This is a genomic window from Serratia sp. PL17 (assembly GCF_017832355.1).
In the GTDB taxonomy this organism is placed as follows: Bacteria; Pseudomonadota; Gammaproteobacteria; order Enterobacterales; family Enterobacteriaceae; genus Serratia.
In genome coordinates, this window is sequence record NZ_JAFIBY010000001.1 from 210,334 (window position 1) to 223,016 (window position 12,683).

Sequence of the window (12,683 nt, forward strand, 5' to 3'; positions counted from 1 at the left end):
TTCAGCTCCGTAACTCGGCAATTTCATCATCGGTCAAATAACGAATGGGACGGTTGCCGAGGGTAAAAATCAGCTTCGCCGCATCCTCCATTTCTTCAGTATTATCTGCCGCGGCCCGCAGATCCTTACCTGTCACCACCGGGCCGTGATTGGCCAATAAAAAGGCGCGGTGTGTCGGTGCCAGTTTGGCCAGGTCTGCCGCCAGTCGGAGATCGCCTGGGCGATAATAGGGTACCACCGGCACCTTACCGACCCGCATCACCACATAGGGCGTGAAAGGTTTAATGGCGTTCTCTGTGTCCAGCCCCTGCAGGCAGGACAGAGCGGTGAGATAGGTGCAATGCAGGTGAACCACGGCTTTACACTCCGGGTTATTCAAATACAGCGCACGGTGGAAACTGATCTCTTTTGACGGTTTATCACCAGACAGCCATTCGCCGCTCAGGCTGACCTTCGACAAGCGTTCGGCCTGCAATTCACCCAGGCAGGAACCGGTGGGGGTTGCCAGTAGCGTGCCGTCTGCCAACAACAGTGAAAGGTTGCCGGCGGAACCGGTGGCGTAGCCTCGCTGGAAAAATGAAGCGCCCAGACGCACCATTTCTTCACGCGCTTGCTGTTCAGTCGTCTGCATCATAATGGGAACTCCGTTTGCGCGCGGGCGAAAAAGTTTTCATCGCCAAAATTGCCCGATTTCAGGGCCAGTGAGACAGGTTGATCAATGGCGCGTACCCAGGGGACGCCAGGAGAAATACAGGGGCCAATATGGAAACCACGAATGCCCAGCGCCTGCGTCACAACGCCGGAAGTCTCACCGCCGGCAACGATAAATCGACAGACGCCGTGCTGCTGGAGCTGTTTAACCACGGTGGCGAACAGCGATTCGACCGCGTGGCTGGCGGCGGCCATGCCGTATTGCTGCTGTATCTGTTGCAGTGTTTCCGGTTCGGCGGTGGCGTAGAGTAACGGAGCCAGTGGATCATCGACATGCTGCTGTGCCCAGTCAGCCAGCTCTGTTGCGTAGGCCATACGGTCAGATTCGGTGAGACAACGGGCGACATCGATAGCCCTGGCTGCCGCTTGCTGACGGTAGCGTGCGACCTGCCGATTGGTCATGGTGGAGCAGGATCCGGACAATACCGCCGCTTTTTTCCCTTGCGGAGCACCTGCAATCTGAGGGTTACCTTGCCCCGGTTGCGCCCATTGACGTGCCAGCCCGATCGCCAGACCAGACCCCCCGGTGACCAGCTTCATGTTTTTTAACGCCGCACCCTGAGTTAGCAAATGTTGTTCATTCAGCGTATCCAGAACGGCGTATCGCACACCCTGCTGCGCTAACTGCTGCAATTTCTCCGTGATGATTCCGACACCGCGGTCCATTTCTGCGGCTGTCACCAGCCCACAGCGGCCCTGAGCCTGCGCTTCCATCAGTCGTAACAGGTTACTGTCGGTCATCGGCGTCACTGGGTGATGACGCATACCGGATTCCGACAGCAACTGATCCAAGACGAACAGATACCCTTGATACACAGTACGGCCGTTGACCGGCAGCGCCGGGGATATCACCGTTTGGGTTTCGCCCAGGGCATCAAGCAGGGCATCCGTCACTGGGCCGATATTGCCCTGAGCGGTGCTGTCGAAGGTCGAACAATACTTGAAGTAAAACTGTTGGCATCCCTGGCGTTGTAACCAAGCCAGCGCCTGTAATGACTGTTCAATCGCCTGTGCTGCAGGGCAGGAGCGAGATTTCAGGCTGATGACCACGGCCTGCGACGCAACGGGGAAATCATCCTGTGGAACCCCGTTCAACTGGACGGTGGATAGGCCGTTTTCAACCAGAAAACTGGCAATATCGGTGGCCCCGGTAAAATCGTCTGCGATGACGCCGAGCAGCATTATGCGTTCTCCTTTTTCTGCGGCAGATCTATACCAGCGAAAATCTTGATCACGGCGCTGTCGTCCTCTTTACCAAAACCGGCGTTGCTGGCAGCGGTGAACATAGTAAAGGCGGTGGAAGCCAGGGGCAGCGGGAAATGCAATTCTTTGGCGGTATCCGTCACCAGCCCCAGATCTTTCACGAAAATATCCACCGCTGATTTAGGTGCATAGTCACCATCGACCACGTGCTGCATGCGGTTCTCGAACATCCATGAATTGCCGGCGGCATGAGTGACGACATCGTACATCACGTCCAGAGGGATGCCTGCGCGGGCCGCAAGCGCCATGGCCTCCGCACCGGCGGCGATATGCACACCGGCCAGCAACTGGTGGATGATTTTCACCGTGGCTCCCAGGCCAATGTCTTCGCCAATGCGATAAACTTTGCCGGCAATCGCATCAAGAACCGGTTGTAGCTGGCGGAACGTCGTTTCCGCGCCAGATGCCATCACGGTCATTTGACCCTCAGCGGCCTTCGTCGCACCACCGGAAACGGGGGCGTCCAGCATGTTCAGGCCCTGTGCCCGTAGCTGTTGTTCGATCTCTTTGGCGTCGGTGGCCGAAATGGTGGAGGACACCATGACCGGCGTATTGGGCTTCAGCTTCGCTGCCAGGCCGTTATCACCAAACAAGATCTGTTTCACCTGCACGGCATTTACCACCAGCAGTAATACCGCGTCCAAATCCGCCGCGAAACCGTCAGCGTTGTTAGCGGCTTGCTTGGCGCCGGCTTGCTGTAATGCAGTCAGCGCCTGTGGGTTAAGATCGACACCGTACGTCGTTAGCCCCGCGTTAATGCACGACTTTGCTGCGCCCATTCCCATAGAACCCAATCCAACGATGCAAACTGCAAAATCACGTGGCTGTGTCATGCCATACCTCATGTTAATTTTAGTGATAATTTGTTTTGTTGTGTTAAATATAAGCGCTTATCTGGACAGCGTCAGCGATCGGTATCACAATTATTAACAGATTATCAATCAGGCTCACCGGCAAAGTAAAATGAAAGTGAGGGTTATCCAACTGTTTTAACTATTAAAAATATATTATTGATAGCATGACCAGCCTCACGACCTGAAAAGAGGACGCTTTCGTAGAACGAAAATTGACGTAAAATCACAATTATTATCACTGCGGCAAAGAGAGGGAACCGTGATACCTGTAGAACGCCACCAGCAAATATTAGCGCTGGTATCTGAACGCGGGGTAGTCAGCATTGCTGAATTGACCGAACGGTTGGGTGTGTCGCATATGACCATTCGCCGCGATCTGCAAAAGCTTGAGGAGCAGGGCGCAGTTCTGGCGGTTTCAGGCGGCGTGCAGTCCGCAGAACGGGTAGCGATAGAGCCGTCGCATCAGGACAAAGAAGGGATGTACAGCCAGCAGAAAGCGGCTATCGGTCAATTGGCGGCCCGGCAGATCCCCCCCAATAGTTGTATCTATCTGGATGCAGGCACCACGACGCTGGCGCTGGCGAAACATATCAGCGATCGCGACGATCTAACGGTCGTCACCAATGATTTTGTGATTGCGGGTTACCTGATCGAGCACAGCCAGTGCAAGATCATTCATACCGGCGGTACCGTCTGTCGCGAGAACCGTTCATGTGTCGGTGAAGCTGCGGCGCAGGCACTACGCGGGTTGTTTATCGATCTGGCATTTATTTCCGCTTCGTCATGGAGCATGCGTGGCCTGTCGACGCCGAATGAAGACAAGGTGATGGTGAAAAAAGCCATTGTTGACGCCAGCCGGCGCTGCATCCTGCTCAGTGACACCTCCAAATACGGCAAGATAGCCACCTACCTGGCGCTGCCGATCGCGGCGTTTGACGCCATTATTACCGATGACAATCTCCCCACCACGGCGCGGGAGGCAATCCTGCAGGCGGATATCACGCTGATGACGACGGGAGAGTGAAGCTAAACAGAGCCCCCTGGCGGGGGTTATGGCATCTTGGCGGTATCGTAATGATGGATGACCGGTCCTGGCTCACCGAGTTGGCCTCGTTCACGCCATTCCTGACATCGTTGTTCCCACCAGGCTTCATGGAAGGCTTGCATGGCTTTCAGGCGCTGTTCTTTAATACTTGGAGAGGTAAAATCCGGCTCCAACGCGTGCTCCAAGGCGTTAAATTTCGATGACATAGAGTCCGTCCTTTATGAATTCCATTTTGTACCAATACCGTACTCTTTGAGCGTGTTTTTTCAATAGTTGATCATAGATTTTGGCCAAAGCCGGTCTCAAGGGGACGCTAAAAACAAGCCTGGCTTGATATTGGATACCGAAGTCGATAATAGTTTTACCTACCCCGTCGACGAATAGGTACTCACGTTCAGAAAAGGTATAATTCATGCGGCTAATCGGCTAATCGGCTAATCGGCTTTCTGCGCGGCGCCGCGCAGAACACTAAATTCCGCTAAACCAGTTATAACCCTGATCTTCCCAGTAGCCACCGGGGTTGGTATCACTGACAAAAATGGCGGCGATATGTTTGGCGTTCTTGAATCCCAACTTGGTTGGCACTCGCAGCCGTAGCGGGTAGCCGTAATCGGCCGGCAGTGCTTTACCCGCGAAATCCAACGCCAGAATGGTTTGTGGATGCAGCGCTGTGGCCATGTCGATACTGGAGTAATAACGGTCCGCGCATTTGAAACCCACATAGCGGGCGTTCAGATCGGCGCCGACATGCTGCAGAAAGTTGCGCAGCGGCACGCCGCCCCATTGACCGATGGCGCTCCACCCCTCGATGCAAATCAAGCGGGTTATTTGGCTCTGCTGCGGCAAGCGTTGCAACTGTTCGAGTGTCCAGGAGGCGGTTTTCTCGACTTTGCCGGAGACTTCCAGACGATAACTGGCAAGATCTACCTCTGGGACGTTGTACTCGGGGTAAAACGCGTTAAACGGGAACGGATGGGTAATTTGCTCCGGGCTATAGGTTTGCGCCAGCTTTTGGCCGTTAAACAGCCAGGCCTGCACCCGATCGTTCCAGCGCGACATGGCCCACAACACGTTATCCACCTGGTCCCCGTCTTGGAGGTTGCAACCGGTCAGCATGGCGATGCCGCCCAGCGTCAGACCCGAACGTAGCATCAGACGGCGTTGCAGATTGACCAGCTGTTTCTTTTGGTCCGGTTCCAGCGTCGGTGCTAAAGGCCGTTGTTTTTTATCATTCATGTTTGCCACCCGTAATCATTGCCCACAACGTGCGCGGCACGATAATCACCATCAACAGGTGAATGATCACAAATAAGCCAATACCGGACATGGCAAAAAAGTGAACGTAACGTGCCGTGTCAAAGCCACCAAACAGACTCACTAATCCTTGTAATTGCACCGGCTTCCAGATTGCCAGGCCGGACAGCACCAGTAGCAGTCCCAGAACCAGCACCCCGAGATACATCAGTTTTTGAATGGCGTTATAACGACCATGCTGATGCGTTAGCCGTAGCGTCAGCGCCTGCCAGATATCCTGTCGCAGTGCGCCGGCGCTGAGCGGCAACAGGTCATGACGGAAATGGCCACTGAACAGGCTCCACAGCAAATAGCACAGCGCATTGCCGGCCAAAAGCCACATGACCGCCAGATGCCAGCCAATCGCGCCGCCCAGCCAACCGCCAAGTGTGACCAGCGGCGGGAAGCGGAAACCGAACAGGGGTGAGGCGTTGTAGATCTCCCAGCCGCTCATAAACATGCAAACCATGGCGAACAGGTTAACCCAATGGGTGATGCGGACTGGCCAGCGGTGCACCGGCCGCCGTACGGGGGTTTTCATTATGCACTCCTTAGACGGTGCCCCGTCATGACATTGCCAATGGCGGGGCACAACCTAATTACATCGGCGGAACGGTGCCGTCTTTCCCGGCGGAAATACGGGTGGCGACGCGTTCGCCTTTGTCGTCCGTGGCAGAAAACAGCACGATGTGTGCACCGGGTTTTAGCAGGCTGCGGTCGCCGGGATCCAGGGTGACGATCGGCACATCTTCCGGCACGTTAACGGTCTTCTGCTGGTTACCGTAGGTCACGGTCAGCGTGCGGCCATTGGATTTAACCAGCTTGCCAACGGTGCCGTTGGTCATGGTATCGACTTTGCCGTCGGCAGACTCCCAGGCGGAGTGCCCTTCACCGGTACCGCGCAGGCTGGCGGCGAAGACGTGGACTTCCAGCGCCTTCAGTGATCCGTCCGGTTGTGGTACTGCCGCAGTGCCGATAAAGCTATCCGGTTTAATGTCATCCAGGGTGCCTTTCGAGACGCTGAGCACCCGGGTTTGATCGTTGAGTTTAACGCTGACCTTCTCCCCTTTACGGTCGGTGACCTGTAGGCTGCTGTCGGTAACCTGGTCGATAGTGCCACGCAGTGGGGCAATGACCTTGCCTGTTGCTTGAGCCGCGCCTGCGGCCCCACTACACAGCATGAGGGTGGACAGCAGCAAACCGGCAAAACGATGACGGGTAATCATAAAGTTTTCCTCTGTTAAGGTTGCCGATTAAGCATGGTTGAACAATAGGGACAGCACCATGTCTGTTTGATGACATTAATGTCATCAAGAATGTCCGCCGAAACTGCTAGTATTTCCGCTGGTGTAATGAGGCGATGACAATGCGAATACTGGTGGTTGAAGACGACATCAGCACGGGCGATTACCTGAAGAAAGGGCTGACGGAGGCGGGATACAGCGTCGATTTGGCACGTAACGGTACCGATGGCCTGTTTCAGGCGTTGGAACAGGCTTACGACGCCATTGTGCTCGACGTGATGCTGCCGGGGTTGGACGGTTGGCAGATCATTGAGGTTCTACGCAAGAAAAGCGACGTGCCAATCCTGTTTCTGACCGCGCGCGATGGGGTGCAGGATCGCATCCATGGCCTGGAGTTGGGCGCTGACGACTATTTGATTAAACCCTTTTCTTTCACCGAGCTGGTGCTGCGCCTGCGGACGTTGCTGCGCCGCGGTACGGTGCGAGAAGCCGACCACTACGCAATTGCCGATTTACAGCTGGACGTTCTGCGGCGTAAGGCCGTGCGGCAAGATGTGGTGATTCCACTGACCAACAAAGAATTTATGCTGTTGCACCTGCTGGTACGGCGGGAAGGCGAGGTATTGTCACGTACCATGATCGCGTCCCAGGTGTGGGACATGAATTTTGACAGTGATACCAACGTCGTGGACGTGGCGATCAAGCGGCTGCGCGCAAAGATTGATCGGCCGTTTGACGTCAAATTGATCCACAGCGTGCGCGGTATTGGTTACGTTTGCGAGCCGCGCTCATGAAAATACGCATCCAACGCTGGCGTGCGCTGTCGCTGACGCTTCGTAGTGCCATGTTGTTTGCGCTGGTCGCGGCGTTGGTTGTCAGCGGAGCGGGTTGGTACCTGTACGGTGCGATGCGTCAGGAGATGATCACCCGCAGCGATTTACAGGTCACCGGACGGGTCGAGTATTACCGCAATTTGCTCAGCCAGCGTTTCCCTATCGAGCGGCTGACGGCGAATACCGGCTTGTTCGAAAATATGTTGGGCAACGAGCAGGACGTGCTAATTTTTCAACAGCCGGGAAAGAAGCCGTTAATCAATGTGAACCCCGCCAAACTGACTCTGCCGCCGATCACTCCAACGCCCCTTGATACACCCCAGCGTGTGAGTGCGGTGCAGAGTGGGCAGACGGCGCAAGGTGTGCCATTACGCGTCGCATCGGCGCTGATCAAACTGGAAGACGGTAATTTGCTGCAAATCTCGGCAGCCCACGTGATGATAAACGAACAGAAGATGCTGGCCCGTTATCTTTGGCGGATAGTGGCGGCCGTTGTTGTGGCATTTATCTTGATCGCGCTGCTGGGATATTGGGTGATGCGTCGCGGATTACAACCGCTCTGGCGTATGGCGGCTCAGGCGGCAGTGATAACGCCAAATACGCTGTCGACCCGTCTGAGTGAGCAAGGGGCACCAAAGGAATTGCAACAGTTGACCCGTTCGTTCAATGCCATGCTCGATCGCCTGAACGAAGGTTATCAGCGCCTGACGCAGTTTTCTGCCGACTTGGCGCATGAGATTCGAACCCCGGTGGGGGCATTGATGGGGCATTGCCAGGTGGCGTTGTATCAGTCACGCAGTGTGGAAGAGTATGAAACGCTACTGTCGAATAACATGGACGAACTGGAACGCATTTCCCGTATGGTGGAGAACATTCTGTTCCTGGCGCGTGCCGGTGAGGGGCAGGCGGTGCTGAACTATAGCCGTCTCGACGTGGCGAAAGAGTTGCAGCGGGTGGCAGACTATTTCGAAGGCTTGGCGGAGGAGCGCGGGATTACGTTGGTTTGTCAGGGACAAGGGGACTTGCTGGCAGACGCCATGCTGTTTCAGCGTGCCTTGAGCAATCTGGTGTCTAATGCTGTGCGTTATGCCGACGAAAACAGCCAAATAGGGTTGCGGGTTAGCGCTCAAACAACGGGGGAATGCGTGATTGAAGTGACTAACCAGGGGCCACCGATTGCACCGGCACACCGGGATAAGCTGTTTGATCGTTTCTACCGTGTTGATGCTGCGCGCAGCGCCGGTAACCATGCCAGTGGTTTGGGGCTGGCTATCGTCAGGGCAATCATGACGCTGCATGGCGGTAAGGCGACCGTTCGCTGCACCGAATATGGTATGTCTGCCCACATTGTTTTTAGTTTGGTATTTCCTGCCTCAGAGTAATGTACACCTGCTATTCATGCGTTCAGGTGTGATTCATGTGGCGTGGTTGGACGGGGCTGGCATCGCATTTTATTCGTAACTGTTTACTTTCATTTCCCTTGTGGTTTGCCCAATGACCCTCGAATCAAAAGATTAATTCCGCCTTTAATCGCATAGATTTCGCGTTATAACGCTGATTTTTTGACTAAATCCAAAGTTGTCAAAATTCACCTTTCATTACCTTCCTATTAAAAGTGCTTGCATTAAATGAATGATTAGGATTTTCAGCTTAAAGGAAAAGATTTACAAAACAAAAAACTAACTTTAAGTTACTTTACATATAAATATATCAATGACTGTGATGTTTGTATAATCTTTGTTTAAGGCTTATGAGAAAAATCTTATATCGAATGCGATAAGGTGGAGAAGCATCTAATTTTGGCGTTAATTGATAATCATTATAGTTGATAGCCACGCTTAGAAAATCAACCTGATTAAATATTGATTAATGTTCTATTAACATTTAGCGCCAGGCGATAAATAATCCCCAAAGTGAAACCTGTGAAAAATGAAATATAGATTAAACGATCACATAATTTTTGATGCGGATACGGGTACCCTGAGCCTGACGGAGTTATCTGAGGATCCCATCTCTATTTCCAACCCTTCAAAGCGACTGCTGTTGCTATTGCTTACCCATCACGGTGAGGCTGTTAGCCGTGATGTGATATTCAAGAAGGTTTGGGATGATTACGGGATGATTTCAGGTAACAATAATCTTAATCAATGCGTGAGTAAGTTACGACGGGTAATTAAAAACCTGGGTATTGAGGATGAGGTCATCGCGACCGTCCCCAAAGTTGGTTTTATGTTGCGCTATGAAATTCTGGTTGAGTCCTGCGAAGGACCAGAAAACAGGCCACCAAACATAGCAATACCGGACACGCCAGACATACCCGATAAGCCGGAAATAACGCACGCAGCAACAGAAATTGAAAGGGGGGGGCCAGTGTATGCGGGTTTTTCTCTGCGTTGGTGGGCGATAGCCAGTGTCGTTGCGTTAGGGGTGATCATGCTGGTGGCCGGTATTACGACCTACCTTTCTGGCTCCATTGCACGGCAGGAAATTTATCTGGGTAAGGCCAGCAGCTGTAAGGTGTTTATGTCTATCCCCGGTGCTTCTGGCATCGTCGGTGCGGGCCTGAGCCGCGATATTCTGGCGTATGCGGGTATGCAGGCAGCAGAATGCAACGGTGACGAATTTTTGCTGGTAGTGCGTAGCAATCAGGTGCGCTCATACATTTCCGGTATTTCTCGGCTATTTGTTCTGCGCTGCCGTATTTTGCGTGAGCACAGGGTGGAAATTTGTTCAGGTCTTGAAAGCGACAACGCAGAAATTATCAATTGATCACTCATTGGTGTCAGGATGAACACCGCCCCGGGGGAAAGGAATATGCCACCAATGCTATTACCGTGATATTAAATACTTAACTTTTGTCACTTGGCGGATAATGCAGCATTTATCCGACGGAAGTTTTATATTTGGTTAACCAACAATGTCCAGCGTCTTCGCTTAAATCGCTATTTTATACCTAATTTATGGTAATGGATTATGAAGAATGCCACTTCCAAGGCGGCTATTCTCTTTTTTGAGCCCAATCCCTGGGCGAGAGAAGGATTACGGTCACTTATTGAACGCGAGCCTATACGCCACCAATTTGTCTACAGCATCAGGGGAATAGAGACTTCATTACAGGAAAATGAGAGGCAAATCCTCATTATGGAATTGTATAATGAAAATGAGAGTTTGTATGATGTATTACGTTACATACTGACGATAAATGATATTTGGCCGAAAACGCCCGTGATAATATTTACTGACGTGACCAATGCCAGCATATTGGCCATCCTGGCTAAGGAACAACATGTCACCCTGGTGGCAAAAAGCGAGCCGTTGGAATGCCTGCTTGAAGCTATCATCGCTACCGGCAGGGGGGAGATATACCGTAGTCCTGGTATTCAGGCCGTGCTGACATCGTCGATAGCGCCGCTTTCCCGCAGCGAATGGCAAATATTGGCGATGATGATTACCGATGCCAACCCCCGACGTATCGCCAACGTAACGCATCGTAGTTGCAAAACGGTCAGTAGCCATAAGCTGAATATTATGCGCAAACTCAGCCTTAATCAGGCCGGATTTATGCGTCTGATCCTGGCTTTCAGAATTCAACATCCTGCCTGAATATTTACCGCCGCTCTGCCTGGGGACAAGGTACACCGGCGGTATAACCCCCGCCTGTCTGACATCTTATTTACGGCCTGACGGTCGTTCCAATGAATTTGATTTACATCAAATTAAACATCCTACAAAACCCGCTTGCGCAGCCTTATTTTTGACTTGTCATAATTGGGCACTTTATGTGCTTTTGCGGCGGTTTAATTGGCCAGAAAAACGTCAGGCATTTTGTCCTTGTCGAATCCATTGCTTGGTTTATTAATGTTAATTATGGTGATGTAAAGGTTAATGTAAGAATTAAAATCTAAATATTTGCGCGTTGACAGTTAATGATTCTTTTTTGATCTGATGCGGTTACTCTTTTCTCCGTCAAGCAGACTGGCTAAAAGCACTTATGCAAGCGACAGGCTAAAGCACGTCACGCTAATGGACGCACAATCATATTTACAGTTGAAGGGAGTTTTACCATGAAGAAAATTACACTGGCTTTGGCAATCATTTCAGCCTTCGCTGCGGTCAGCACTGCACAAGCCGCCGATGTCACCGCTCAGGCGCTGGCTACCTGGTCTGCTACCGCGAAGAAAGACACCACCAGCAAACTGGTTGTTACCCCAATTGGCAGCTTGTCTTTTAACTACGCGGAAGGCATCAAGGGTTTTAACAGCCAGAAAGGTCTGTTTGACGTGACAGTGGAAGGGGATGCTACGGCAACGGCCTTCAAACTGACATCCAAACTGGTTTCCAACACCCTGACTCAGCTTGATACCTCGGGTTCAACTCTGGATGTCGGTGTGAACTACAACGGTGCAGCCGTAGAGAAAACCGCTGAAACCACCATGATCGACACCTCTGCCGGCATCCTGGGCGGCAACCTCAGCGCGTTGTCCAATGCGTACAACCAGGCGGTTCGCACCAGCGCCCAAGATCAGTTCACCTTCACCATCATTGGTGCCACTTCTGACGGCACCACCGCCGTGACCGACTTCAGCACCCTGCCGGAAGGTATCTGGAGCGGCGACGTGAGCGTTGAATTCAACGCCACCTGGACGGCTTAATTCCTGAGTTATCGGTTTAATGCAGGGGGGATACCCCCTGTTTATTCATGCTTATTGAAGAACGTTACGGGAATACCCGCATGAAAGGCTTCTCTTCTGCAGCTCTCCTGCTGCTATCGCTGTCTCAACCTGTTTTGGCGCTCGACGTCGGTGAGATCAGCGCGTTCATGCACAGCGATAGCGCACGTCTGAGCAAAGAAATCAAAAACACCACCGACAGTGGTCGTCTGGTGAACATCAGTATTGAGCGTATTTCCAACCCGCTGGAGTCCGGGACGGTGATCCCGATGGGCAGCAAAGATGAAATGTTGCTGTCGCCAGCCAGCCTGATATTGCCGGCCAATGCCAGCGACGTGATCCGCTTCTATTACAAAGGCCCCAACGACAATCAGGAACGCTATTACCGCATTGTCTGGTTCGATCAGGCGTTGAGCGACGTGGGGCAAAACTCGGCCAAACGTAACGCGGTTGCGACGACATCAGCACGTATCGGCACCATTTTGGTGGTGGCCCCAAGACAGGACCAATTCAACTATCAGTTTGCCAACGGCCAGATTAAAAACACCGGCAACGCCACCTTTAAGGTGGTGGCCTACGGAAACTGCCGCAACAAGAAAGACGGCAATGACTGCAAGGAAAACTATTTTGTCATGCCAGGCAAGGCACGCGCTTTCAGCAAGGTGGACGTCGGTGACAAGAAAGGTCGCGTAGCGCTGTGGCATGGCGAACAGTTTATCCCGGTGAAATAGCACGCTGCGGAACCCAGGGTAAAGCCTATGCGGAATGGA

General features: G+C 52.6%; 14 protein-coding genes. 7 read left to right on the forward strand and 7 right to left on the reverse strand.

Translation table 11 applies throughout. The features are described 5' to 3' along the window. Position 1: 1 nt before the first annotated feature. Genes JOE25_RS01040 through ltnD form a run of 3 tightly spaced genes read right to left on the reverse strand, consistent with a single transcriptional unit; the run spans position 2 to position 2,807 of the window. Positions 2 to 634 carry an aldolase gene (locus JOE25_RS01040; RefSeq protein ID WP_209632367.1) on the reverse strand — a complete coding sequence of 211 codons (633 nt, stop codon included), beginning with the start codon at positions 632 to 634 and terminating at the stop codon, positions 2 to 4. Then, positions 631 to 1,893, reverse strand: coding sequence for a 3-oxo-tetronate kinase (otnK, locus tag JOE25_RS01045; protein WP_245209671.1), 1,263 nt, complete (start codon positions 1,891 to 1,893; stop codon positions 631 to 633). The genes JOE25_RS01040 and otnK overlap by 4 nt, the downstream gene beginning before the upstream one ends. Then, complete coding sequence (gene ltnD, locus JOE25_RS01050) at positions 1,893 to 2,807, reverse strand: L-threonate dehydrogenase (protein WP_209632368.1); 915 nt, start codon at positions 2,805 to 2,807, stop codon at positions 1,893 to 1,895. Before ltnD ends, otnK begins: the two co-directional genes overlap by 1 nt. Positions 2,808 to 3,087: 280 nt before the next feature. On the opposite strand from ltnD, the gene ygbI reads away from it, so the two are divergent. Next, complete coding sequence (gene ygbI, locus JOE25_RS01055) at positions 3,088 to 3,852, forward strand: DNA-binding transcriptional repressor YgbI (protein ID WP_209632369.1); 765 nt, start codon at positions 3,088 to 3,090, stop codon at positions 3,850 to 3,852. A gap of 26 nt (positions 3,853 to 3,878) precedes the next feature. Here ygbI and JOE25_RS01060 read toward each other — a convergent pair whose 3' ends face one another. The 4 genes from JOE25_RS01060 to JOE25_RS01075 form a co-directional block, all read right to left on the reverse strand. Then, the gene (locus JOE25_RS01060) at positions 3,879 to 4,079 is read right to left on the reverse strand and encodes a hypothetical protein (RefSeq protein ID WP_209632370.1); all 201 of its coding nucleotides are present in this window, start codon (positions 4,077 to 4,079) and stop codon (positions 3,879 to 3,881) included. Between the two features lie 262 nt (positions 4,080 to 4,341). Further along, on the reverse strand, positions 4,342 to 5,109 hold the full coding sequence (locus JOE25_RS01065; protein WP_209632371.1) for a molybdopterin-dependent oxidoreductase: 768 nt from the start codon (positions 5,107 to 5,109) through the stop codon (positions 4,342 to 4,344). Beyond that, positions 5,102 to 5,707, reverse strand: coding sequence for a cytochrome b/b6 domain-containing protein (locus JOE25_RS01070; protein WP_209632372.1), 606 nt, complete (start codon positions 5,705 to 5,707; stop codon positions 5,102 to 5,104). Before JOE25_RS01070 ends, JOE25_RS01065 begins: the two co-directional genes overlap by 8 nt. Positions 5,708 to 5,765: 58 nt before the next feature. Continuing rightward, entirely contained in the window at positions 5,766 to 6,392 is a 627-nt protein-coding gene (locus JOE25_RS01075; protein WP_209632373.1) for a hypothetical protein, read from the reverse strand. 140 nt (positions 6,393 to 6,532) lie between these two features. Between JOE25_RS01075 and JOE25_RS01080 the strand changes: the two genes are divergently transcribed. The 6 genes from JOE25_RS01080 (at position 6,533) to JOE25_RS01105 (ending at position 12,644) form a co-directional block, all read left to right on the forward strand. Next, positions 6,533 to 7,204 (forward strand): heavy metal response regulator transcription factor, encoded by a 672-nt coding sequence (locus tag JOE25_RS01080; protein ID WP_209632374.1) that lies wholly within the window; start codon positions 6,533 to 6,535, stop codon positions 7,202 to 7,204. Next, complete coding sequence (locus JOE25_RS01085) at positions 7,201 to 8,625, forward strand: heavy metal sensor histidine kinase (RefSeq protein WP_209632375.1); 1,425 nt, start codon at positions 7,201 to 7,203, stop codon at positions 8,623 to 8,625. The genes JOE25_RS01080 and JOE25_RS01085 overlap by 4 nt, the downstream gene beginning before the upstream one ends. A 547-nt stretch (positions 8,626 to 9,172) precedes the next feature. Next, positions 9,173 to 10,012 carry a winged helix-turn-helix domain-containing protein gene (locus JOE25_RS01090; RefSeq protein WP_209632376.1) on the forward strand — a complete coding sequence of 280 codons (840 nt, stop codon included), beginning with the start codon at positions 9,173 to 9,175 and terminating at the stop codon, positions 10,010 to 10,012. A 204-nt stretch (positions 10,013 to 10,216) separates the two neighbouring features. After that, positions 10,217 to 10,846 carry a LuxR C-terminal-related transcriptional regulator gene (locus JOE25_RS01095; protein WP_209632377.1) on the forward strand — a complete coding sequence of 210 codons (630 nt, stop codon included), beginning with the start codon at positions 10,217 to 10,219 and terminating at the stop codon, positions 10,844 to 10,846. A 461-nt stretch (positions 10,847 to 11,307) separates the two neighbouring features. Continuing rightward, entirely contained in the window at positions 11,308 to 11,895 is a 588-nt protein-coding gene (locus JOE25_RS01100) for a common pilus major fimbrillin subunit EcpA (protein WP_209632378.1), read from the forward strand. Positions 11,896 to 11,975: 80 nt separating this feature from the next. Further along, complete coding sequence (locus JOE25_RS01105) at positions 11,976 to 12,644, forward strand: hypothetical protein (protein WP_209634136.1); 669 nt, start codon at positions 11,976 to 11,978, stop codon at positions 12,642 to 12,644. Positions 12,645 to 12,683: the final 39 nt, after the last annotated feature.

Excerpts from the sequence above, each read along its gene's own strand:
- JOE25_RS01075 (WP_209632373.1), bottom strand. The coding sequence starts at position 6,392 with ATGATTACCCGTCATCGTTTTGCCGGTTTGCTGCTGTCCACCCTCATG.
- JOE25_RS01065 (WP_209632371.1), bottom strand. The coding sequence starts at position 5,109 with ATGAATGATAAAAAACAACGGCCTTTAGCACCGACGCTGGAACCGGAC.
- JOE25_RS01100 (WP_209632378.1), top strand. The coding sequence starts at position 11,308 with ATGAAGAAAATTACACTGGCTTTGGCAATCATTTCAGCCTTCGCTGCG.
- JOE25_RS01090 (WP_209632376.1), top strand. The coding sequence starts at position 9,173 with ATGAAATATAGATTAAACGATCACATAATTTTTGATGCGGATACGGGT.
- JOE25_RS01070 (WP_209632372.1), bottom strand. The coding sequence starts at position 5,707 with ATGAAAACCCCCGTACGGCGGCCGGTGCACCGCTGGCCAGTCCGCATC.
- JOE25_RS01060 (WP_209632370.1), bottom strand. The coding sequence starts at position 4,079 with ATGTCATCGAAATTTAACGCCTTGGAGCACGCGTTGGAGCCGGATTTT.
- ltnD (WP_209632368.1), bottom strand. The coding sequence starts at position 2,807 with ATGACACAGCCACGTGATTTTGCAGTTTGCATCGTTGGATTGGGTTCT.
- JOE25_RS01095 (WP_209632377.1), top strand. The coding sequence starts at position 10,217 with ATGAAGAATGCCACTTCCAAGGCGGCTATTCTCTTTTTTGAGCCCAAT.
- JOE25_RS01080 (WP_209632374.1), top strand. The coding sequence starts at position 6,533 with ATGCGAATACTGGTGGTTGAAGACGACATCAGCACGGGCGATTACCTG.
- JOE25_RS01040 (WP_209632367.1), bottom strand. The coding sequence starts at position 634 with ATGATGCAGACGACTGAACAGCAAGCGCGTGAAGAAATGGTGCGTCTG.
- otnK (WP_245209671.1), bottom strand. The coding sequence starts at position 1,893 with ATGCTGCTCGGCGTCATCGCAGACGATTTTACCGGGGCCACCGATATT.
- JOE25_RS01105 (WP_209634136.1), top strand. The coding sequence starts at position 11,976 with ATGAAAGGCTTCTCTTCTGCAGCTCTCCTGCTGCTATCGCTGTCTCAA.
- JOE25_RS01085 (WP_209632375.1), top strand. The coding sequence starts at position 7,201 with ATGAAAATACGCATCCAACGCTGGCGTGCGCTGTCGCTGACGCTTCGT.